The sequence below is a fragment of the Streptomyces sedi genome, assembly GCF_006335015.1.
Lineage (GTDB): Bacteria > Actinomycetota > Actinomycetes > Streptomycetales > Streptomycetaceae > Streptomyces > Streptomyces sedi.
In genome coordinates, this window is the sequence record NZ_VDGT01000016.1 from 122,975 (window position 1) to 145,525 (window position 22,551).

Genomic DNA, 22,551 nt, shown 5'->3' on the forward strand with positions numbered 1-22,551 from the left:
GCTGGTGCCCCGCATGGTCCTCGGAAACGACCATCCCGAGGCGCCGCGCGGTAAGCCGGTCCCCGGTCCGGTCGTCCAACTGCTGGGAGGCCGGCTCAGCGGCAAGAGTGCCGTACTCCGCGACCTGGAGGCCCAGTACACCGGGCGCACGCCGACGGCCTCGGTGGACCTGGCCCATCCGGGCTTCGGTCAGCCTGGGCTCGCCGACGTCAGAGCGCATGTCGGCAGCACCGGTTCCCTGGTGACCCATCTGCTCTTCCTGCTGGCGGCACGGCTGGGCGCCGACGTCCCCGGTATGCACCGCATCGAGTTCCCCCGTCTGTCGCTCGGCCTGTTGATGGCGACCGCCTGGCGCCCCCTCCGCTCCGACGCGTCGGGGGAGGACGAGGAGGGCGGTGAAGGGGACGAGGGCGAGGAGGGTGTGCTGCCCGCCGACTACCGCAGGGAACTGGAGCGCCTGGGCACGTGGCTGGAGCAGATGCAGCCGAACGCCTCACGGCGCGAGCGCAGGCGGCGTTTCGCCGCCCTCTTCGACGTGCTGGTCACCCATCTGGGAGCCGTGACCGGGCTGCCCGAGGGGATCTCCGGCCTCGTCGTCGACACCGCCAGGCCGCTGCTGGAGTCCACGGGGCTGGACGAGGCACCGTTCTCCTGGTGGGGCGCGCGGATGCGCCGCAGGGGCGTCCACCACAGCAGCAACCTCTGGCTCCTGATCGCCTTCCACGCGCAGTTCCGCGACGAGGACACCAGGATCGACGCCGAGGAGGACCTGGTCGCGGCCTTCCTCGACGACATCGACGCCTACTACACCAGAAAGCGGCTGGGCAACGGCGCGAAGCGGCCGTTGATCCTGCTGGACAACGTCCACGCCGAGCCGGGACGCGCCCTCCTCCGGCTCCTGCTCCCGCACTACGACGTGGTCACCACGCGTCCCGTCGTCGTGGCCACCCAGCTCGACGACGGGCGGGAGCCTCGGCCCGGCCCGCTGGCGCTGCTCGGCCAGGGCTGGCCGGACGGCGGGGCGGTGCGGCTGGCCCTGCCGCCCCTGTCCCAGAAGAACATCCGCGCCATGCTCACCGGGCGCGGCCTGCCCGCCTCCCTCCAGTGGCCGGTGGCGCGGTTCAGCGCGGGGCGGGCCGGATGCGTGCGCCATCTGGTGGACGCGGCGAGGGGCGAGCACGGCCTTTCGCCGGCCCCGGGGACGACCGGCGACGCCGGGTCGTATGCGGACGAGTTGCTGCTGCGCCTGCTTCCGGAGGCGCACACGCGCGAGGACCTGACGCTGCTGGCCCCCGCCCTGGATGCCAGGGCGGCCCACAGGCTCTGGCGCGCCAGGACCCCGCCGCGCGTCCGGACGCCGTTGGAGGCGGAGGCGCGTTTCGTCGCGCTGAGCAGGGAGTTGGCCGCCGCCCACTGGCACCAACGCCCCTGGCCCTGGCCCTCGGGGGAACTCGTCGAGGGCCGCGCGCCGTTCGTGGCGGACCAGGGGCTGCGGGCCCTGTTGCTGCACCGCCTGACGGCGTCGGCATCGGCGTCGGAGGAGGCGGCCGATCGGTGGACCCACACGCATCTGTTCCTGCGGTCGTTGTACAACCGCGGGGAGCTGCCGCCGGGCGCGGCGGAGCACAGCGTGCCGTACCTCCACCACACGCTCGCCCTGAACGATCTGGCCAGTGTCGTGCGCTGTCTGCACCACCGGCTGACCAGGAGCGGCCCCGAGGAGTGGCTCGCCGCCGTCAACGCGATCTGCGCGGCGCCGAGGCCGCCCGCCGGGGTGGTGCCGGTGACCGACGACGGCCTGGGATGCCCCTCCTGCGAGACCGTGCACCACCGGGAGGCGCACGACATGGTCCGACGCCTGGTGATCTACGTCTGGCGGCACAGCGGCCCGCTCGCGCCGGTGCCCACTGCCGACGAACTGCCCGACACGTTCCACCACGTCTCGGTGCAACTGCACTCCCACAACAGAGAGCGGGGCGTCATCGAGGCCCTCGCCAGGGTCTGGTACGGCGCGCTGAGAAGGGGAGTTCAGGCGCCCCACCTGCCGCCACCGAGAGGAGTCGAACCGTGAGGCCATCGACGGGACGGGAGTCGTGGGCGAAGCTGCGGCGCCGGTGGAACGACCTGGGGTGGAAGACCCGGCGCCGCCTGCGGGCGATCGGAATCCTGCTCTCCCTCGCCCTCGTGTTCGCGGGCGGATGGGGCGTCGTCAGCCTCGTACTTCCCGACCTGACCTGCGACGAGGACGAGGGCATCGTCCGGAAGACCGAGGGCGGGGAGTGCGTGGGCGTCACGGACGGCTCGTATGTCTTCGCCGACTACCTCAAGGAGTCGCTGGACCTGGTCAAGGCGGAGAACGAGCGGGTGGAACGCGCGTGGGCCGAGGAGGAGGCGCCGTATGTGACGGTGGCGTTCATCCTGCCCTTCACCTCGCCCGACGCCATCGAACAGCAGCAGATGGTCTCGGAGTTGCAGGGCGCCTATCTCGCGCAGTACCGCGCCAACCGGGAGGCGGAACGGCCCGGCATTCGTCTCGTCGTGGGCAACACCGGGGAACACAGCGAGCAGTGGTCCGTCGTGACCGACCGGCTCGCCGAACTGGCGGACTCGTCACAGGAGCGGCTGCGCGTCGTCACCGGGCTCAACGTCAGCACCGACGAGACCGGCGCGGCGGTGCGGGAACTCACCCGCGGCCACGGCATCCCGGTGGTCGTGGGCCCCCTCACCGCGGACGGCCTGGAGAACGACGCGGAGGGGTCGTACCCGGGGCTGGCGAGAGTGATCGCCGACAACAGCGACCAGGCGGCGGCGCTGGCGTCCTTCTTCGGCGACATCGAACCCTCGCGCACACTCCTGGTCGAGGATCTGCGCGAGGAGGACGACTACATCGGTTCACTGCGGGAGGTGTACCAGGAACGAACACGGGACGCGGCGCACGCCCCCGAGACGTTCCGCTCCCCGCCGAACATCAACGACGAGGGCAATCTCGCCAACGAGTTCCAGGCCATGGTCAACAGCATCTGCAACATGACCGACGTGGACACCGTGTATTTCGCCGGGCGCAATGTCCAGCTCAGGCTCTTCGTGAACGCGCTGGTCGGACGCGGCTGTCAGGACAAGGAGTACCAGGTGATCACGATCTCCGGGGCCTCCACGCTCATCACCGACGAGAAGCTCGACTGGGAGGGGTTGGAGAGCGGAGGCGTGACGGTGCGGTACACCAGCAACGCCCACCCGGACGCCTGGACCTCCGGGGAGGCGCCGGCCACCGGGGGTTCGGAGGAGGACTTCAGCCGGCTGCGCCAGCTGCGAGACGAGGTGGAACTGACCGAGCTCGACCTGTCGGACTCGCGGGCGATCACGATGTACGACGCGGTGACGACCGCCGTGGCGGGCGTCCGGAACTCGGTGACGTCCGAGAGCGCGATCCCGCCCCTGGACGCGGTGGCGAACGCCTGGTCGCGGATGCACGGTGACCCAGGCAACTTCATCCACGGTGCCAGTGGTTGGATCTGCCTCGACGCCTACGGACGGTCGTACAACAAGGCGGTCTCCATCGTGAGGCTCGACCCCGCCGAACGGGGCATCCGCTTCGAAGGGTTGGCCTGGCCGACCGGCGCGGCGCCGGAGGCCAACTGCCCGATCCCCAACGCCCGGGAGTGACTCCGTCACGCCGACGACATCGATGGCGGCGGCCAGCTCCTGGCCGAGACCTCCCCCAGCCTGGCCTGCGGCCGAGGCCGTGTGTCCTGGAGCCGCCGCCCCCAGGACTGATCGCTCGGCTGGTGGGCCAGGCGGTCCAGGTCGTCGAGGAGCGGTTCGGGGGGCCTCGGTCACCGGGACTCCCGGCCAGGCGGCGGGGATGTCACCATCGGCAGTCTCGCGGGTCTGGCGGGCGTCTACCCGGCGCCGCCCGAAGACGAAGGAGCGCAGCGGTGCACAACGGAGGCTCGGCCACGAGGGACTACTGGGGTGGGCGCATGTCCGGGGTGAGCGGGTCCAGTTCAGCAGACAGACCTGGGCGACGGCCGCCGAGGCGCGGGACGCGCTCCAGCAGCACCTGGACCACCGCGAGCCCGAAGCCGCCGAGCAGTTGAGAGACCTCCCGGCCCTCCCGCAGGACCCGTCCGTGCACGTGCCCGGCCGCAGTTGGTACGTCCACCGGACCCACCACGAGATCCGCGTCTTCGTCGGCGGCGGCGACAGCCCCACCGTCCGCACCTACCGGCGCCCCGCCAGCGCGTCCGCACCCGAGGCGCCGGCTCCCGCCGCCTCGCGCAGGCGGCTCGCGGACCGGATCCCCGACTCCCCCACCCTGAGGCGCCTGCAGGTGTTCGGCCTCTTCTCCATCGTGGCCGGCTTCGCGATCCTCTTCGCCGACGACGTCCCGGCCGGCAACCGACCCGGCGGACTCCTCTTCCTGGCCGCCGGCGTTGCCCTGCTGTTCTCACCGGTCATCGCGCGGAGGTTCCGCCGCGGCTAAGGCGTGCATCGACCGTGTATCGGCACCGCTCCCCACGTGCCACCCGGCGTTCCGCACGGTCCATGGTCTACTTCCGGTCGTAGTGCCGGACGACGGGAAGCCGAGGTCATGACCAGTCACTGCTGCGAGGCGATGGCCGACCGCGTGAACGTGCGCTGCGACCAGCACGACACCTCCTTCTCCTGTCCCGACGCGCTGGTTGGCTTCAGCGCCAGGTTCCAGGAGTACGGACTGATCATCCATGACGGCGGCACGTCGAGCGTCACGATCGGCTTCTGCCCCTGGTGCGGACGGCGCCTCCCCGAGTCGCAACGGGACCGTTGGTTCGACGAGTTGGAACGCCGCGGGATCGATCCGTGGGGGGACGAGGTCCCCGCCGAGTTCCAGGATGCCCGCTGGCTCGCCTTCCCACGCCGGGAGTAGCGCGGCAGTGGCGCGTTTCAGTCCACTTCCGACAGATCTCTCAGCCTCTCCAGATCACCGCTGACCGACCGCCGTTCCTCTTCGGTGAGTCGCACCGCGGCGGCCTCCCTCAGCGCGGACGCCGCCGTCGTCCCGTCATCGAGCCGCCCGGCCACGTCGCCGCGCAGGACGAGGAGGCGCACGAGCTGCGTGGGTGTCGGCCGCTCGCCCTCCCGGGCGAGCGCCCGGTCGATGATCCGCGCCGCACCCGCCAGGTCCTCCTTGGAGTCGGCGAAGAGCGTGGCGTGGTGCAACGCCCGCGCGAAGGTCTCCTCGGGGGCGGGTCGGTGGCGCGGGTCCCCGCTGGTGGGCTGCCCGACCCGGACGCAGTTGCCGCCGGGGTCGGTCATCAGGAACTGCCGCACCCCGTAGGACATGTCCTTCAGCGGCCCGAGCCGCGGGATGCCCCGGCTCGGGATCCTCCCGTACGCGGCCTTGAGCCCGGCTCGGAACGCCCCGTACAGCCCGTCCACGTCATCGGTGAGGACGTAGCACGTGCTGTACGACTGGCTGGGGTCGTACTTCCTCATACCGAAGAACTGGAGCCCGATGTCACCTCGCTCGACAGCCGCGAACGGATTGGGGCTCTTCTGCAGGAAGGTCACCTCGAAACCGAGAGCCGTGTAGAAGTCGATGACGGGCTGGATGGTCTGACACGGGAGCAGGGGGATCGTCTTCTCGGCCATACCTCCACACTAGTCAAACTTGACTAGGAGGGGAAGTGGCTTCGCCCGTCGCCTGAGGCCATGGCCGACCGGCGCTCGGCTGATCGCGGCCGTCGCCGACCGTCTCACCACGACCTGCCCGAGCCGCACGGCGGTCCCCGCGATGCCCCCGGTCTCGACAGCCGGGCGGACGCGGCTTGGATCGTGGTCAGCGGTAGTCGTTGATCCAGTCTCCCGGGATCAGGGCCCGAGCGCGGTCGAGGTCTTCCGTCGTCCGGCCGCGGGCAAGAATGGCTGCGCCGGCGTCGTCGCGCAGCAGGACGTCCTGGCCCAGGAACCACCGGCTTCCGTTCTCCTCATCACCGAGGGGATACACCGGGAACGGCAGCCGGACGAAGTTCCTCTCCAGCGACTCGACATCGGGCCCGTCGGCGTCAAGGAAGTCGCAGAGCTCTTCATCGACATGCAGGGATTCGGACAGAACGATCTCGACGAAGTACAGGGAGAGGCGCTCCATCCAGCCCTCCCAACGCTCGGCACTCTTGTCCACCAGATCAGTCCGGCTGAACACCGCCGGGTCGTCTTCCCGAAGGCAGTCGAGGAGAATGCCCCAAGATGCCGCGCCTTGATTCTCATGTCGGAAGACCAGGGCCTCCCCGGCGTCGTCCACGTGGAGTTCGGCCGGCCCGAGGAGCACGTCGTAGTTGCTGTTCAGATCCCGGCGGCGTCCGAACAACAGATACGCCTCGCGCAACGCGGCCGGAAGCGGCACTCCGAGCCTCTCCTCGGCTGCGGCCAGATCGGCCTCCGACCACCCGTCGACGCTCTTCAAGGGGCTGACCCACCGCTCGGCGAAGCCCCGGATGAACTCCCAGGCGCCGCCGCGTCCCCCGACACCGCCGACGAGGGAGGCGGCAAGATCGAACTCACGTGTCATGCCATGACGCTATCCGTCGCGGCCTACGGCCCACGCCCTGTCCGAACTCTCTCGAACCGGTTGCTCAACGTCCGTTCTCCGCACTCGACCAAGCCAAGCCAAGCCACCGGCATGGAACGTCCCCTTTCAGCGGCCGGTCGCCGCCAGGCCGGGGTGGTCCGACCAGGTCGTCTGACCGTCCCCACTCCACCGTTCCCTGGAGTCGTCGCCACCGGCGAGGCGCATCCCTCGCACCAGGCAGAATCAGTGGCATGGTCAGCGAGGAGGGCACCGGTTTCACGCTGCCGCGAGGCGCGACAGGCTTCTTCCGGCCGAGGGACGGTCCGCTCCCGGAGACCGAACCGCGAGCGTTCCGCGCCGCTCTGCATGCCGCTGCCCGCGCCGCCGGAGGCGAGGTAGGTGAGGTGGAGGAACGGGTGTACCCCCGGACCTTCCATACCGCGACGGTCGTCGGACGCGAAGGCGAGAACATTGTCCTGTGTCACGCCCACTACCCGTGGGTCGCGTTCGCCAGGGCACGGCGGGACGGGTACGGAGAGGACTTCCTCTCGCCGCCGCCGTGGGCTCACGTCTTCACCGACGCGGCCTTCACGGTCCTGAGCGGCGAACAACTCGCCACACCGCTCTCCGCCGTGGACACCTCGGTGCTCACACATGACGAGTGGCACGAGATCCGTCTTCACCGCGTGACCACGTTGGGCGGAGTCCTCTTCAACGCGTGGGACTGACTCCCTCCCAGAGGCGCCGTCCGGTACGGAACCACCCATGGCGAGGGAAGTAACTGGGGCTGTTCCTCCTTCGGTGCGGACGACGTGGGGTGTGCGGTCGTCAGGAGGGGAGGCGCGTCGGTCCGGCCACCGGCCCCATCCGGCGGATTGCCTCCAGCGGGAAGGGGGCCTCCCTGTTCTCCTCGCGAAGTGTGCGGATGAAGTCCCACATCACCGTGGAGAGCGACGCGTAGCGCGTCAGGATCGCCGCGATCGTCTCCGGGACTCCTGTGGGACGTTCGCCCTCGGCCCAGCCGCGCACCAGCGCCGCGCGGTCGTCCGTTCCGTATCCGTACCCGTACAGGGCGCTGACCAGCCAGTGCACGAAGTAGGAGGCCGTGTAGCAGCGGTCGTAACTCCGGTGCCGGGCGTGGAAGTCGGCCTCGTCCGGTGCGAGTGCGAAACGGGAGGAGGCCGCGAGGCCGTAGTCGGCGAAGTACAGCCGCTGGCCGTCGGTGAGGATGTTCTGGAAGTGGGCGTCGAAGTGCGACAGCCCGTGAGCGTTCATGAACGAGGTGCCGGCTTCGAGTGCGTCGTCCACCATCGCGCAGGCCCGCTCGGCCGCCTCGTCACCGGTTGCGAACTGGACTCCCAGCCAGTCGTGCAGCGTTTGCGGGATGTACTCCAGGAACAGCACGAGGCTCGCCGTGGACTGCCGGAGGGCCTCGACGCGGCGGCGTATCCCGGATCGCTCTCCCCAGAAGTCGACAACCCCTTCCACGTCGGCCAGTTCCTCGGGAAGCGGCTGTTCGGCGCCTGGCAGCACTCTCCAGTGGTAGGTCAGCGGGAAGCCCTCGTAGTCTCCGGCGATCACCCAGTTCGTGGTCATGGCGTGCACGGCCAGCTCCCGCCAGGCGCCGAAGCCCGGGCTGCAGACGGGGCCGACACCGTACCGGCAGTAGGAGGGCATCCCGAACAGGTTCGCCGTGGAGTGGACGTTCTCGGGTCGTCGCTCCAGATCGGTCAGGGGCACCTGCTTGACGAAGACCGGGGTTCCGTCGACCTCCAGCAGCAGTGTCCTCCCGCCGATGCCGGAACCGATCGGGGTGGCCGCGTCCACGAGTGCGCGCAGTTCGCGGTCACCGCGCAGCGCGAGCGAGGTGGACACGGCGCCGTGGGCGGCCAGGCGGGCGCCGCGTGACATGTCAGGACGAGTCACTGTGCCTCCGGTCGGGTGCCTGCCCGTGGCGCGCTCCGCGCACGCCGGGCAGGAGTTGCCCCCACCCTGCCACGTCGGGGGCGGTCACGGTTCCGGGTGGTTCAGGACGGCCGCCACCACGCCCCGGTGGCGGCGCGGTTGTCGGCGGGCGATGCGCCGCGGCGGGTGGTGGAAGCCGTGCGTGACGGGCTGTCGGTGGCCGGTTCTACTGTTGCCTCATGGGGAACTACTTCCAGACCGTCGTCGATCTCGACGCCACGCAGGCGGACTCCGGGGCCCTGGCAGACAGCGGACTCGACTGGCTGGTCAGAGAGGGGATAGTGCGGGCCGAGCGCACCGACTGCGTTCTCGGGGCGCCGTGGGGACATCCGCCCGGTCCCTCCTGGGCCAGGGCGGTCGACCAGGAGGACTGGGAGCCCAGCGGCGGGCTCAGCATCGAGACCGACCGCACCGTGTTCCACTGCGGCCAGGGCGACCCCAGGTTCGCGGTGTGCCCGCACTGCGCCGGCCGGGCGGATTTCCACACCGACCGGCTGGAGGAGATCGAGGGTGCCTGGGAGCCCTTCGGTGAGGCCATCGGCGACTGGAGCGACACGGGCAACGCGGCGGTCACGTGCCCGCGTTGTCGGCGCCCCGGTGACCTGACCGCGTGGGCCTGGTCGGACGGCTACTTCGCCTTCGGGTATCTCGGTTTCGAGTTCTGGGACTGGCCGGACTTCAGCCCCGGCTTTCTCGACGGCCTCTCACGCGCGCTCGGGGGGCATCGCACGGTCCTCGTGGCGGGCAAGCTCTGAGGGGTCCGGGGATCGCGCGTCCCCTCCCCCGTTCGACCGGGGCCTCCACGCCGTTCGTCAGGGACCCGAGGGACCCGCCTGTCGGGGCGGGCCGCACCCGCCCCGCGACGCGTCGTGGGGCGGGTCGTGGGCCCGGGTGCGCCGGGCGGCGGCTTCAGGGTTTGTGGCCGCGGGCCACCAGCGCCACGCGGGGTAGCTCGGCGCGGAAGCGGGGTCCGTCGGCGCGGACGGTGACCTCGGGGACGGCGGACGCGGGCAGTGTGGACGCGGGGTAGGTGAAGACCTCCCGCAGCGCCCGTTCCACGGCGGCTGCCGGTTCCCGGCCGGGCGAGGCCGGCTCCAGCCCGTACATCGAGGTCATGTACGAGACGAGGGCGGCCAGCGCGGACTCGCCGGTGTCCGCGGTGAGGATCACCGGGTCGTACATCTCCTCCACGGTCACCTCCTCGAATCCGGCGCGGGTGAGGAGGCTGGTCAGTTCGTCCCTGGTGAAGTGGTCGTAGTCGTGCCCGGCACGCGACCAGGGATGCACCACCTCGCCGAACCAGCGCGCGACCGGCGAGCCCTCGGCGAAGTCGTGGACGACCAGCCGCCCGCCGGGGGCGAGGACGCGCCATGCCTCGGCGGCCATCGCGGGCCGTTGGGCGCGCGGTATGTGGTGCGTGCCGTACCCGACGAGCACGCCGTTCATGGTGCCGTCGCGCAGCAGCAGCCGGTCGGCTCGCTGCCGCACGGCGGGCAGTCCGCCGCGCAGCGCGGCGGCCACCATGCCGCCGCTGATGTCGCCGGTGATCAGCGGCACGGGTGCGGTGGCGGGGACGCCGCGAAGGTCCCGCCACACCCTGCTGAGGAGTCCCTCGCCGCCCAGGACGTCGAGGACGGTTCCCATGCCGGCGGCGTCGGGGCCGCCCAGCATCCGGAACAGCTCGGTGATGCCGGTCCTGCGGGCCTCGCCCTGGGCCTGCGCGCGGCGGTACGAGCCGCCCCGGCCGGTCTCGTCGTCGTCGAACTCGTTGCCCTCGACGAGCCACCGCTCGTGTTCGGTGGCCGCCAGCCGCTCGGTGTCCAGCAGTTCGGCCGTCGCCGGGTGGGCCTCCTTCATGTAGAGGTGGTAGTCGTGGAGGGTCATGTGCGGGAGGTAGGTGCGGGGGCTGGTGACGCCGAGCCGGTCGGCCACGTTCTTTCCTTCGCGCGTGTGAGGGGTCATCGGTCACCGCCCGGTCGGCCGGCGCGCAGGAACGCGCACAGCTCGTCGTTCACGGCGGTCGGGTTCTCCAGGTATCCGTAGTGGCCGCACCGCGGCACGACGTGGAAGTCGGCTCCGGGCACCGCCTCGGCGACCTCACGGCCGAGGTGCGGCGGCGCGAGCAGGTCGTCCTCGAAGGCGATGACGCGGCAGGGCACGGTGATGGCGCCGTACGCGGGCAGCCGGTCCGGGTGCCGGTCCAGCGCGAGTTGGGCGCGCACGCCCGGGCCGCCGTCCTTGGACATCTCGAAGAGGTCGAGCCAGTCGGCGACCAGTTGGGCGTCCCGCAGCGTGTGCGGGGACAGGTTCCGCATCGCCCGGGTGACGGCGGCGTACCGCGGGGGCAGCGTGATCCCGCTGTCGTGCAGGGCGATCTCCGCCTGCGCCCTGGCGTCCGCGAGGATGTCGCCGCGGCCCCGGGTGGCCATGAACACGGCTCTGGTCACCAGCTCGGGGCGGGCCAGCGTCAGTTCCTGCGCCACGTACGCGCCCAGGGAGGTGCCGACGACCGCGCTCGGACCGCCCACCACGTGCTCGATCAGGGCCGCCGTGTCGGCGACGAGATCGTCGACGGTGAACCCCTCGGGGCACTCGTCGGTCGGCGGCACCCCCCGGTTGCTGAAGGTCACCACCCGGTGTCCGGCGGCGGTGAGGGCCGGGACCTGGTGCAGGTCCCATTCCCGGCCGTTGGCCCCGGTGCCGGAGATCAGCACCACGGGGGGCCCGGCCCCGGTGTCCTCGTAGGACACGCGGATGCCGTTGACGTCGGCTGTCGGCACGTCGTTCCCTTCCTGTCGTTCACCGGCAGCCGCGCCACCGGCCGTGGTCCCCCGCACCGGCCGTCGTCAGCCGTTGGCGGGGGCCTCGCGTTCCATCTCCCGGACGAGGCTGGCCGGACGCATGTCGGTCCAGTGCTCGTCCACGTAGTCGAGGCACTCCTGCCGGCCGCTCTCCCCGAACGCGACGGTCCAGCCCGCCGGGGCGTCGATGAACGACGGCCAGATCGAGTGCTGGCCCTCGTCGTTGACGAGCACCAGGTAGGTACCGGACTCGTCCTCAAAGGGGTTCGTCATCGGGCTCCGCTCCTTCTTACGCTGGATGCGCGGTCGGGTGATCGGTCGGTGGTCGGTCGGTGTCGCTCGGTGGTCGGTCGGTGGCCCGCTGAACGGCGGCCGGACGGCTGTGCGTTCGCCGCGGGCCGCTGTCTCGGCCGTCACCTCCCCGGCGGGGGCGGGGCGAGCCGTTCCGCGACGGCTCGGCCGATCTCGGCGAGCGCCGCCGGGGTGGTCATCTCCTCGTGGGCGCAGTCGAGCACGCGGGTCTCGACCGCGCCGGTCACGTGCGGGTCCCACAGCCGCGCCCGCGCTCCCGGCTCCTGGCCCGCCGCCGGGGCCGACGCGAAGAGCAGCGGGTCGCCCTTGAACCTGCCGGGAGCGAACGCCCTCGTCAGCCGCGCGTTGTTGAGGTAGACGTCCCTCATCGCCAGCAGCTCCGCCTCCCCCAGGTTGGCCGCGGGCGCCCCGGTGCGCCGCAGCAGCCGCGTCAGGTCCGGCAGCCAGGCGTCGCCTTCCAGCTCGGCGTCGTCGACCTCCAGGCCCATGGCGCGCAGGTGGTCACCGACGACGCGCCGCTCGTCGACGGTCCCGCCGCGGTGTTCCGGCAGCACGGGGTAGGCGTCGAGCAGCACCAGCAGTTCCACCTCGGCGCCCTGTTCCTGAAGCAGCACGGACATGGCGTGGGCCACCAGCCCTCCGAAGGACCAGCCGAGCAGGCGGTAGGGCCCGTGCGGTCGCACCGCGCGCAGCCGCTCCACGTAGTCGGCGGCCATCTCCTCGACGCTGCCCGGCAGCGGCGCCGGGCGGGCGATGCCCCTGGCCTGCAGGCCGTGGACGGGCACCGACGGGTCGAGGTGTCCCAGCAGGCCGGCGTAGCCCCAGCTCAGCCCCATGCCGGCGTGCACGCAGAACAGTGGCGGGGCGGTGCCGGCCGCCCGCAGCGGCAGCAGCACGTCGAACGGATCGGTCCGGTCGCCGGCCGCGCAGACCAGGGCCAGGGCGGCGGGCGTCGGCGCCTCGAACAGATCGCGCACCGTGATGTCCGCGCCCAGGACCTCGCAGACCCGGGAGACCAGGCGGGTGGCGAGCAGCGAGTGGCCGCCGAGGTCGAAGAAGCCGTCGTCGACGCCGACGGCGTCCCGGTCGAGTACCTGCGCGAACAGCTCGCACAGCACCTGCTCCCGGGGCGAGGCGGGTGCCCGCCCGGTCCCGGCCGGGGTACGCGGCGGCTCCGGCAGAGCCCGCCGGTCGACCTTCCCGTTCACGGTCGTCGGCAGTGCGGGCAGGACGACCACCGCGGACGGCACCAGATGGCCGGGGAGCCGCGCCGCGGCGTGGGCCCGCAGCTCGCGCGGGTGCGGCGGCGGGGTGGCGGGGGCGCCGACGTGAACGACCAGCCGCTGGTCCGCTCCCTCCCCACGGATGGTCACCACCGCGTCCTCGACCGCCGGATGCTCGCGCAGCACCGCCTCCACCTCGCCCGGCTCGACCCGGAAGCCGCGCAGCTTGACCTGCGCATCCGCCCGGCCGACGAACTGCACCCGCCCGTCCGCGCGGCGCCGGGCCAGGTCGCCGGTGCGGTACATGCGGTCCCCCGGCGCGCCGTAGGGGTCGGCGACGAAGCGGGCCGCCGTCGCCCCGGCCTGCTGGAGGTAGCCGCGGGCCAGCCCGGTGCCGGCGACATACAGCTCCCCGACGCAGCCGGGGGGCACCGGCCGCAGCCGCCCGTCGAGCAGATACACCCGCTGGTTGACCCACGGCAGGCCGATGGGCACCGGCCCCGGCCCCTGTCCGGCGCCGCACACCGCGTAGGTCGCGCCGACGGTGACCTCCGTCGGGCCGTAGCCGTTCAGCATCCGCCTGCCGCCGCCCGCCCAGCGTTCGACGAGCTGCGGCCCGCACACGTCTCCGGTGACGGTCAGCGTCACCGAGGGGGGCAGCGAACCGGCCGGCACGGCGGTGAGCGCGGCGGGCGGCAGCGTGAGATGCGTGATGCCCAACTCGCGCACGGCGACGGCCAGGTCCTCGCCGGCCAGCCCTTCGTCCGGGCCGAACACCAGGGTGGCGCCGGACAGCACGGCCGCGCACAGGTCCCAGACCGACGCGTCGAAGCTGGTCGAGACGAGCTGGAGCACCCGGTCGCCCGGGCCGACGCGCAGCGCCTCCCGCTGGGTGGCGGCCATGCTCGGTATCCCCTCGTGGGGAACGACCACGCCCTTGGGCCGGCCCGTGGAGCCGGAGGTGTAGATCACGTACGCGGGGTGCGCCGGCAGCGGTCCCGGCGGGGGCGGCGCGGTGAGGTCGACGCGTTCCAGCTCGGCGCGGACCTCCCGGTCGTCGAGGACGAGCAGGGCGGACGGCGGCTCGCCCAGGGCTTCGCGGGTCCGCTCCGTCGCCACGGTGAGGGCCGGCGCCGAGTCCGCCATGAGCCGGGCGACGCGGTCGGCCGGGTAGGCGGGGTCGATCGGTACGCACGCCGCGCCGGACCTGAGCACGGCCAGCCAGGCGACCAGCAGTTCCACGGAGCGCGGCACGGCGAGGGCGACCCGGCGCTCGGGGCCCGCCCCGCGGGCGGCCAGCAGCCGCGCCAGCCGGTCGGCCCGCTCGTTCAGCTCGGCGTAGGTGAGGGTCGACGGCGACCCGCCACGCCCGGCGTCCTCCACCGCGACCCGCCCGGGCGTGGCGGCGGCCTGCGCCTCGAACAGTGCGGGCAGGGTCGCCGCGGGGACGGGGGCCGCGGTGGCGTTGTGGCGGACGAGCACATCGTGACGCTGCTGGGGGGTGAGGATCTCCAGCTCGCTCAGCGGGGTGCGGGGCGCGGCGACCGCGGCGGTCAGCAGCCGCACCAGGCTCTCGGCGAGGTGCTCCACCGTTCCCGCGTCGAAGAGGTCGGCGCTGTACTCGACGGTGCCGACGAGCCCGGCGGGTTCGCCCGCCGCGCCGTAGCGCTCGGCCAGGCCGAAGGCGAGGTCGAACTTGGCGACGCCCGCGTCCAGCGGCTCGACGGTGACATCCAGGCCGGGCAGCGGAACGGGCGCGCGGCCGTCCGCGGCGTCCGCCGCCTCCGCCGCGTTCTGGAAGGACAGCATGACCTGGAAGAGCGGATGGCGCGCGAGCGAACGCACCGGGTTGAGGGACTCCACCAGCACCTCGAACGGCAGGTCCTGGTGGTCGTAGGCGGCCAGGTCCGCGGTCCTCACCCGTGCCAGCAGCTCACGGAACGTGGGGTCGCCCGAGGTGTCGGCCCGCAGCACCAGGGTGTTGACGAAGAACCCCACGAGGTCCTCGGTGGCCTCGTCCGTCCGCCCGGCGATCGGCGTCCCGATCGGGATGTCCTCGCCCGCGCCCAGCCGGGTCAGCAGCGTCGCCAGCGCCGCCCGCACCACCATGAACACCGTCGACCCGCTGGTCCTGGCCAGCGTGGTCACGTCGCGGTGCAGCGCCCCGGGGACGGTGAAGCGGTGCTGCGCGCCGCGCCGCCCCGCGGTGCGGCCCCGGGGCCGGTCGACGGGCAGCGGCAGTTCCTCCGGCAGGTCGGCGAGGGCGCCGCGCCAGTGGTCGAGCTGGGCGGACAGCAGACTGTCCCGGTCCGATCCGTCGCCGAGCATCCGCCGCTGCCACACGGCGTAGTCCGCGTACTGCGCGGGCAGTTCCCCGAAGGCGGGCGGCGCGCCGCGCAGCCGCGCCGCGTACGCGCGGGACATGTCCCGCAGCAGCGGTCGGCGTGACCACCAGTCGCTGGAGATGTGGTGGACGACCAGGGCCAGCACGTGTTCCTCGGCGCCGAGCGCGAACAGCGCCGCCCGCAGGGGGATGTCCGTCGCCAGGTCGAAGGGGCGCCGGGCGAGGCGGGCCAGTTCCTCGCGCACGTCGTCGCTCGTGGTCGCGGCGGGCGCCAACGCGATCCTCACGCGCGGGTCCCCCTCGCCGAGCACGCGCTGACTCGGCTCGGGAGTCTCGGCCACGACGGTGCGCAGGCTCTCGTGCCGGCCCACCACGTCGTTGACCGCCGCCTCCAGCGCCGCCACGTCGAGGCGCCCACGCAGACGCAGTGCCAGCGGGATGTTGTAGACGGCGCTCGGCCCCTCCAGTTTGTGGAGGAACCACAGGCGCTGTTGGGCGAACGACAGCGGCACCGCCGCCGGACGCGACCCCGCCTCCAGCGGGGTCCGGCCGCGCCTCGCCCCCTCGATCCCGCCGCACAGCGCGGCGGGCGTGGGGGCGTCGAACAGCGCCCGCACCGGGAGTTCCACGTCGAGGGCCGACCGCACGCGTGACACCAGGCGGACCGCGAGCAGCGAGTGGCCGCCCAGCGCGAAGAAGTCGTCGTCGACGCCTACCCGTTCCACGCCGAGCACCTCGGTGAACAGCCCGCAGACGGCCTCCTCCCGCGGCGAGCGCGGCGCCCGGTACCGCACGCCCGAGTCGGCGTCCGGCGCGGGGAGCCGGGCCCGATCCACCTTGCCGTTGGGCGACAGCGGCACCTCGCGGAGCGTCACGACCGCCGAGGGCACCATGTGGTCCGGGAGCCGCTCGGCGGCGAACGCCGCCAGTTCCCTGCCGTCCGCCTCCTCACCGGCGGGCACGACATAGGCGACGAGCCGCGCGTCACCCGACCGTTCCTCACGGACCGTCACCACGGCGCGGGACACCCTCGGATGGGCCGCCAGCGCCGCCTCGACCTCGCCGAGCTCGATCCGGAAGCCCCGCACCTTGACCTGGTCGTCGGCGCGGCCGACATACTCCAGGTTGCCGTCCGCGCGCCACCGCACCAGGTCGCCCGTCCGGTACATCCGTTCCCCGGGGGCCCCGAACGGGCAGGCCACGAAGCGCTCGGCCGTCATGCCCGGCCGGTTGACGTAGCCGCGCGACAGGCCGTCGCCCGCGACATACAGTTCGCCGACGACACCCGGCGGCACCGGCAGCAGCCCGCTGCCGAGGACGTAGAGGCGGGTGTTCCACAGGGGGCGGCCGATGGGCACCGGCCCTGGCGGCAGCGGTGTTCCGGGGGCGACGCGGTACTCGGCGCAGTTGATCGTCGTCTCGGTCGGGCCGTAGACGTTGAACACCGTCACGTCCGGGTGCCGCTGCCGCCAGGGGTCCACCGTCTCGCCGAGCAACTGCTCGCCGCCGAGGGTGAGCGCGCCCGACGGCGCCACCCGGTCGGGCAGGGCGTCGAGTAGCGCCAGATGGCTGGGGGTCGCCTTCATGAAGGTCGGCCCCGGCTCGCCGGGGGCGAGCACGGTCTCCGCGTCGAGTGCCCCGAGCCGCACACAGCCGCCGCTGACCAGCGGGGCGTACAGGGCACCGACCGTGAGGTCGAAGGAGACCGGTGAGTGGACGAACGCCCGTTCCGCCGCCTCCGGGTACTCCTCGACGGCCCGCAGCAGATAGCCGACGAACGGCCGGTGCGGAACGAGAACGCCCTTGGGGCGGCCGGTGGAACCGGAGGTGTAGATCGCGTAGGCGGGATGCTCGGGGCGCAGCGGCGCGGCCCGTTCCCCGTCGGTCAGGTCGTGGTCGGGCAGGGCGCTGAGCTGTTCGTTCAGGGCCGGGTCGTCCAGCGTGAACGGCCGGGCCGCGCCGGCGGGCAGCCGCCCGCGGTGAGCGGCGTCGGTCAGCACGAACGCCGGTTCGGCGTCGGCCAGCAGATACGCCACCCGGTCCTCGGGGTACTCGGGATCCACCGGAAGGTAGGCGGCGCCGGCCTTCATCACCGCCAGGGCGGCGACGACGAACGCGGGCTTTCTCGGCAGCAGCAGCGCCACGAACCGCTCGGGGCCGACGCCCCGCGCGACGAGATGGCGGGCGAGACGGTTGGCGCGCGCGTTGAGTTCGGCGTACGTCATCTCGCCGCCGGCGTCGGCGACCGCGGGCCGGTCCGGGGTGCGCGCCACCCGCGCCTCGAACAGCGCGGGCAGGGTCGTCGCCGGCACGTCACGGCCGCTGTCGTTGAGGCCGCTCAGCACCCGGGTCCGCTCGGCGTCGTCCAGCACGTCGACCCGACCGACCGGCCGTTCGGGGGCGTCGGCCACGGCCCGGAGCACCCGGAGCAGCCGGCCGGTGATCACGTCGACCTCCTCCGCCCGCAGCGCGCTGGGCCGGTAGCCGAGGCGCAGCCGCAGCGGCGGGCCGGGCAGCACCAGCAGCCCGAGCGGGTAGTGCATCGCGTCCCGCACCCGCACGTTCGCCACCCGGGGGCCGGGGGTCGCCGGCCCCGTGCCGTCGTCGGAGGCCACGACGGGGTAGTTCTCGAACACCATGACGCTGTCGAACAGTTCGCCCACCCCCGCCGTGCGCTGGATCTCGGCGAGCCGCTCGTACTGGTGGTCCAGCAGCCGCGTCTGCTCGTCGCGCAGCCGCAGCACGAAGTCCCGCAGCGACTCCCGCGGCCGGAGCGTGGCGCGCAGCGGAAGGGTGTTGATGAACAGCCCCACCATGTCGCCGACGCCGACGAGCTCGGCGGGCCGCCCGGAGACCGTCACCCCGAACACCACGTCGTCCCGCCCCGTGACGCGACCGAGCGTGAGGGCCCAGGCGGCCTGTACGACGGTGTTCAACGTGACGCCGAGCTCGCGGGCCCGGTCCACCAGCGCCCCCGCGAGCCCCGGCTCGACCTCGGTCTCCGCCCACTCGGGCGGCTCGGCGACCCGCTCCGCGCCCGGCGCCACCAGGGTCGCCCCGTCCAGCCCCGCCAGGGCACGCGACCAGGCCCGCCCGGCCTCCTCCCGGTCACGACCGGCCAGCCACGACAGGTAGTCCCGGAACGGACGGACCGGCGGCAGCTCCGCTCCGTCGGCGTCCCGGTACAGCGTGAGCAGTTCGCGCAGCAGCCGCGGCATCGACCACCCGTCGACCAGGATGTGGTGGACCGTCAGCCCGAAGCAGTACCGTTCGGGCCCGGTACGCGCCAGCAGGAAACGCACCAACGGCGGGCGGGTGAGATCGAACCTCTCCCACCGTTGCTCGTGCAGCAGCCGATCGAGCTCCGCCTCGCGGTCGGCCTCCGGCGACTGCCGCAAGTCGGCCTCGCGCCAGGGGACATCGACCTGCCGGTGGATGAGCTGCACCGCTTTCTGGAGCCCCTCGTAGCGGAACCCCGCCCGCAGGTTGGCGTGTCGGCGCAGCAGCGCCTCGGCGGCCCGACGCAGCGCCGCCGCGTCGAGCGGGCCCTCCAGATCGATGACGACCTGGACGGTGTAGACATCGGTCGACCGCTCGTCGTAGGCGCTGTGGAACAGCATTCCTTCCTGAAGCGGGGTGAGCGGAAGGAGGTCCTCTACTCCGCCTCGTGTCATGACTGCTCCTTCCAATCGGCCTCAAGCATGTCGATCTCGGCCGGGGACAACCCCGCGAGGTTCAGGTCGCCGGGGGCGGTCGGGGGCTCCGGGGCGATGTCCGGGGCCGCCGGCTCCTGGGTGGTGGTGAGGGTGTGGAGTGCGGTGGTCCAGTGGTGGGTGAGGTGGTCGATGTCGGTCGGGGTCAGGAGGGTGCTGGGCCAGGAGCAGGTCAGGCGGAGGCGGGGCCCTTCGGGGGTGTCGAGGGTGAGGGCGTTGACTTCGAGCGTGTGGGTCAGGGGCAGGTCGTTGTCCTGTCCGGCGCCGACGGCGTAGGGGCCGCTAACGGGAAGCCAGTCGGTGACCTGTTCCTCGACGGCGTCCGTGTCGGTGGCGGTGTTGGCGTCGGTTTCGGTTTCGGTTTCGGTTTCGCCGGAGACGGTGATGCGGCCGAGGTAGTTGAAGAGGATCTGCGGTGCGGGGTGTGCCGCCAGACGGGCCCGCGTCTCGGGATTGGTGTAACGCAGCATCCCGTAACCGAGTCCCCCGTCCGGCACCTCCGCGAGACGCTCGGTAACCTCCCGCAACACACCACCGGCCCCCTCACCCGACTCCGACGCGGGAAGACGAACCGGATAGATGCTGGTGAACCACCCCACCGTCCGCGACAGATCCACCCCCACCGCCAGGTCCTCCACCCGACCATGCCCCTCAACCTCCACCAACACCTCCGCACGCGGACGCCACCGCCCAACCGCCAACCCCAACCCAGCCAACAACACCTCCTGCACACCCACCTCCGACACCCGCGACAAGAGAGCGGACGCCACCTCCGCAGGAAGGGAGACGGTGTGGGACTGGCGAACGGCATAACGATCGGACACCGGGTCGACACGCCGCGCCGCGATCAACTCATCCCCACCAGCCACCACCCCCTCCCAACGCTCCAGCTCCCCTTCACGCTCGGCCGCCCGCGCCTCGATGAGCCCGGCCCACGCCCGCAACGACGTCCCCACCGCCGGCAACTCCACCACCCCACCGACACGCACCCGCTCCCACGCCAACGCCAAATCACCCAGCACGATCCGCCACGACACCCCATCAACCACCAGATGATGCGCCACCAACACCAACAACCCACCACACTCCGGCCCGCGGTCGAACCAGACGCCCTTCACGACCCGACCCGACCCCACATCCAACCCGCGACGGCACGACTCGGCCGCCGCCCGCACCACCCCCACACCCACATCCGGCCCAACCGCACGGCGTTCCAACCACTCCTCCGCACGGATCTCATCGGCGTCGGTGAAGGTGACCGCCCACCGACCATCCCCCCGACGCTCCCACCGCGACCGCCACGCCTCATGCCGCCCCACCACCGCGTCAACAACCTCGCACAACTGCCCCCAACCCATCCCCGCCGGAGTCCCCACCACCACCGACTGGTTATAACCACCCACACCCTCGCCACGCTCAGCAAGCCACGACACCACCGGCAACGCCCCCACCTCACCAGCAACCCCCTCAAACGCCCCCACATTCTCGGTCGAGGCAGCGGCGGCGAGTTCACGCGGAGTCCGACACTCAAAAACCTGCCGCACACTCACCACCACCCCCGCCGCACGCGCCCGCCCCACCAACTGAATCGACAAAATACTGTCCCCACCCAACGCGAAGAACCCATCATCAACACCCACCCGCTCCACCCCAAGAACCTCAGCAAACAACCCACACCACAACTCCTCCACCGCACCACCCGGCGCCACAAACACCTCACCCGACACCACACCCGGCACCGGCAACGCCCCCCGATCCACCTTCCCATTCACCGACAACGGCACCACCTCCAACACCACCACCGCAGACGGCACCATGTAATCCGGCACACGACGCCCCACCGCCAGCAACAACTCACGCTCATCAACCCCCACACCGTTCTCCGGCACCACATAAGCAACGATCCGCCGATCCCCCGGCCGGTCCTCCCTCACCACGACCACAGCACGTTCCACACCCGGGAACGCGGAAACCGCCGCCTCAACCTCACCCAACTCAATACGGAAACCCCGCACCTTCACCTGATCATCCGCACGCCCCACAAACTCCAAATTCCCGTCCGCCCGCCACCGCACCAAATCCCCCGTCCGATACATCCGCTCCCCCACCCCACCAAACGGACACGCCACAAACCGCTCCGCCGTCAACCCCGCCCTACCGAAATATCCGCGCGCCAGACCGGCACCCGCGACATACAACTCCCCCACCACACCCACCGGAACAGGACTCAAGAACCCGTCCAACACAAACACCCGGGTGTTCCGCAGAGGCTGCCCGATAGGAGCCGCGTTCCCCATGCCACCGCCGTCCCGCCAGAACGTGGCATACACGGTGGTCTCGGTCGGCCCATACACATTCGCTATCGCCGCGTCCGGCAGCGCCCCGCGAATCGCCTTCACATCCCGAGCGGTCAACGCCTCACCCGCCAGGAACACCGCATCGGCCTCACCACCAACCCCCGCCTCCACCACACGCGAGAACGCCGACGGAACCCCACTCACCAAACTCGCCGACCACCCACGCTCCGCCAACGACAACAGATCATCCACCACCCACACCGAACCCCCTACCACCAACGGCCCAAACAACTCAAACACCGACACATCGAAACTCAACGAAGTTGACGCCACCACCCGACGCATCAACTCAACACCCACCCCCTCACGCACCCAGCCCATCAAGTTCGCCACACCCTCATGCGAAACAACAACACCCTTGGGCCTACCAGTAGAACCCGAGGTGTAGATCACATACGCCGCACGCATCAATGAGAACTCCCGCGCCGCATTGCCCACCGGCGCGTTGTCGAGTTCCGCGACGATCGCCGGGTCGTCCAGCTCGACCCGTTCCAGCACGCCGGGAACCTCCACCCCCGTGAGAGTGACCACCGCGACGGGTCCAGCGTCCTCGACCATGAACGCCAACCGCTCCCGCGGATAGGCCACATCCAACGGCAGATACCCCGCCCCCGACTTCAACACCGCCAGCAGCGCCACCACCATGTCCGCACCACGCGGCAACGCGACAGCGACAAACCGCTCCGGCCCCGCACCACGCGACCGCAACACCGCAGCCAGACGATTCGCCCGCCCATTCAACTCACCGTAGGTCAGCGACACATCCCCCGCGACCACAGCCACCGCACCCGGCACCCGCACCACCTGCTCCTCGAACAACTCCACCACCGACCCCACACCCCCAGAACTCGCGGCACCACGCCCCCAACCAAGCAACAACTCCCGCTCACCCACACCCAACACACCCACACCACTCAACGGACGATCCACCCCATCCACCAACCGCCCCAACACCACAACGAACCGCTCCGCCAACCCACGAGCGGTCGCCTCATCAAACAAATCAGCAGCGAACTCCAGCGAACCCAAAAGCCCCTCAGTCCGCCCGTTCTCCGTGAAAGAGAACGACAGATCAAACTTCGCCGCCCCCATCGGAACAGAAACTCCGGACGCCCTCACCCCACCAAAGCCCTCCAACGCCCCCTCCACCCGACCACGCTCGACACCATCCAGATTCAACATCACCTGGAACAACGGATGCCGAGAAAGAGACCGCTCAGGACTCAACGCATCCACCAAACGCTCAAACGGCACATCCTGATGCGCATACGCATCCAAATCCACCGCCC

At 71.6% G+C, this 22,551-nt stretch carries 14 protein-coding genes; 6 read left to right on the forward strand and 8 right to left on the reverse strand.

Annotated features, from left to right (window positions below):
* Positions 1–13 precede the first annotated feature (13 nt).
* The 4 genes from FH715_RS20375 to FH715_RS20390 all read left to right on the forward strand — a co-directional run bounded on the left by FH715_RS20375 (position 14) and on the right by FH715_RS20390 (position 4,906).
* Positions 14–2,071, forward strand: a complete 2,058-nt coding sequence (locus FH715_RS20375) for a hypothetical protein (protein WP_139647417.1) — start codon at positions 14–16, stop codon at positions 2,069–2,071.
* Positions 2,068–3,663 carry an ABC transporter substrate-binding protein gene (locus FH715_RS20380; RefSeq protein ID WP_139647419.1) on the forward strand — a complete coding sequence of 532 codons (1,596 nt, stop codon included), beginning with the start codon at positions 2,068–2,070 and terminating at the stop codon, positions 3,661–3,663. Before FH715_RS20375 ends, FH715_RS20380 begins: the two co-directional genes overlap by 4 nt.
* Before the next feature lie 199 nt (positions 3,664–3,862).
* Complete coding sequence (locus tag FH715_RS20385) at positions 3,863–4,483, forward strand: hypothetical protein (protein WP_139647421.1); 621 nt, start codon at positions 3,863–3,865, stop codon at positions 4,481–4,483.
* A gap of 108 nt (positions 4,484–4,591) precedes the next feature.
* The gene (locus FH715_RS20390; protein ID WP_139647423.1) at positions 4,592–4,906 is read left to right on the forward strand and encodes a DUF6980 family protein; all 315 of its coding nucleotides are present in this window, start codon (positions 4,592–4,594) and stop codon (positions 4,904–4,906) included.
* Between the two features lie 17 nt (positions 4,907–4,923).
* Here the strand turns inward: FH715_RS20390 and FH715_RS20395 are convergent, their stop codons facing one another.
* Positions 4,924–5,631: a bleomycin resistance protein gene (locus FH715_RS20395; protein ID WP_139647425.1), complete on the reverse strand. Its 708-nt coding sequence runs from the start codon at positions 5,629–5,631 to the stop codon at positions 4,924–4,926.
* Between the two features lie 187 nt (positions 5,632–5,818).
* Positions 5,819–6,547 (reverse strand): SMI1/KNR4 family protein, encoded by a 729-nt coding sequence (locus FH715_RS20400; RefSeq protein ID WP_139647427.1) that lies wholly within the window; start codon positions 6,545–6,547, stop codon positions 5,819–5,821.
* Positions 6,548–6,963: 416 nt separating this feature from the next.
* On the opposite strand from FH715_RS20400, the gene FH715_RS20405 reads away from it, so the two are divergent.
* Entirely contained in the window at positions 6,964–7,275 is a 312-nt protein-coding gene (locus tag FH715_RS20405; RefSeq protein ID WP_246108861.1) for a hypothetical protein, read from the forward strand.
* 100 nt (positions 7,276–7,375) lie between these two features.
* On the opposite strand, the gene FH715_RS20410 is transcribed toward FH715_RS20405, so the two are convergent.
* The gene (locus FH715_RS20410) at positions 7,376–8,458 is read right to left on the reverse strand and encodes a BUD32 family EKC/KEOPS complex subunit (RefSeq protein WP_139647429.1); all 1,083 of its coding nucleotides are present in this window, start codon (positions 8,456–8,458) and stop codon (positions 7,376–7,378) included.
* A gap of 233 nt (positions 8,459–8,691) precedes the next feature.
* On the opposite strand from FH715_RS20410, the gene FH715_RS20415 reads away from it, so the two are divergent.
* The gene (locus FH715_RS20415) at positions 8,692–9,267 is read left to right on the forward strand and encodes a hypothetical protein (RefSeq protein WP_139647431.1); all 576 of its coding nucleotides are present in this window, start codon (positions 8,692–8,694) and stop codon (positions 9,265–9,267) included.
* A gap of 154 nt (positions 9,268–9,421) precedes the next feature.
* On the opposite strand, the gene FH715_RS20420 is transcribed toward FH715_RS20415, so the two are convergent.
* From FH715_RS20420 to FH715_RS20440, 5 genes are all read right to left on the reverse strand, one after another.
* Positions 9,422–10,444 (reverse strand): methyltransferase domain-containing protein, encoded by a 1,023-nt coding sequence (locus FH715_RS20420; protein WP_246108862.1) that lies wholly within the window; start codon positions 10,442–10,444, stop codon positions 9,422–9,424.
* Between the two features lie 26 nt (positions 10,445–10,470).
* A complete protein-coding gene (locus FH715_RS20425) occupies positions 10,471–11,292 on the reverse strand; it encodes an alpha/beta fold hydrolase (RefSeq protein ID WP_139647433.1) in 822 nt (273 codons plus the stop codon).
* Between the two features lie 66 nt (positions 11,293–11,358).
* Positions 11,359–11,586 (reverse strand): MbtH family protein, encoded by a 228-nt coding sequence (locus FH715_RS20430; RefSeq protein ID WP_139647435.1) that lies wholly within the window; start codon positions 11,584–11,586, stop codon positions 11,359–11,361.
* A 140-nt stretch (positions 11,587–11,726) separates the two neighbouring features.
* Positions 11,727–18,866: an amino acid adenylation domain-containing protein gene (locus FH715_RS20435; RefSeq protein WP_139647437.1), complete on the reverse strand. Its 7,140-nt coding sequence runs from the start codon at positions 18,864–18,866 to the stop codon at positions 11,727–11,729.
* A complete protein-coding gene (locus FH715_RS20440) occupies positions 18,863–22,540 on the reverse strand; it encodes a non-ribosomal peptide synthetase (protein WP_211367718.1) in 3,678 nt (1,225 codons plus the stop codon). The genes FH715_RS20435 and FH715_RS20440 overlap by 4 nt, the downstream gene beginning before the upstream one ends.
* Between the last annotated feature and the right edge of the window lie 11 nt (positions 22,541–22,551).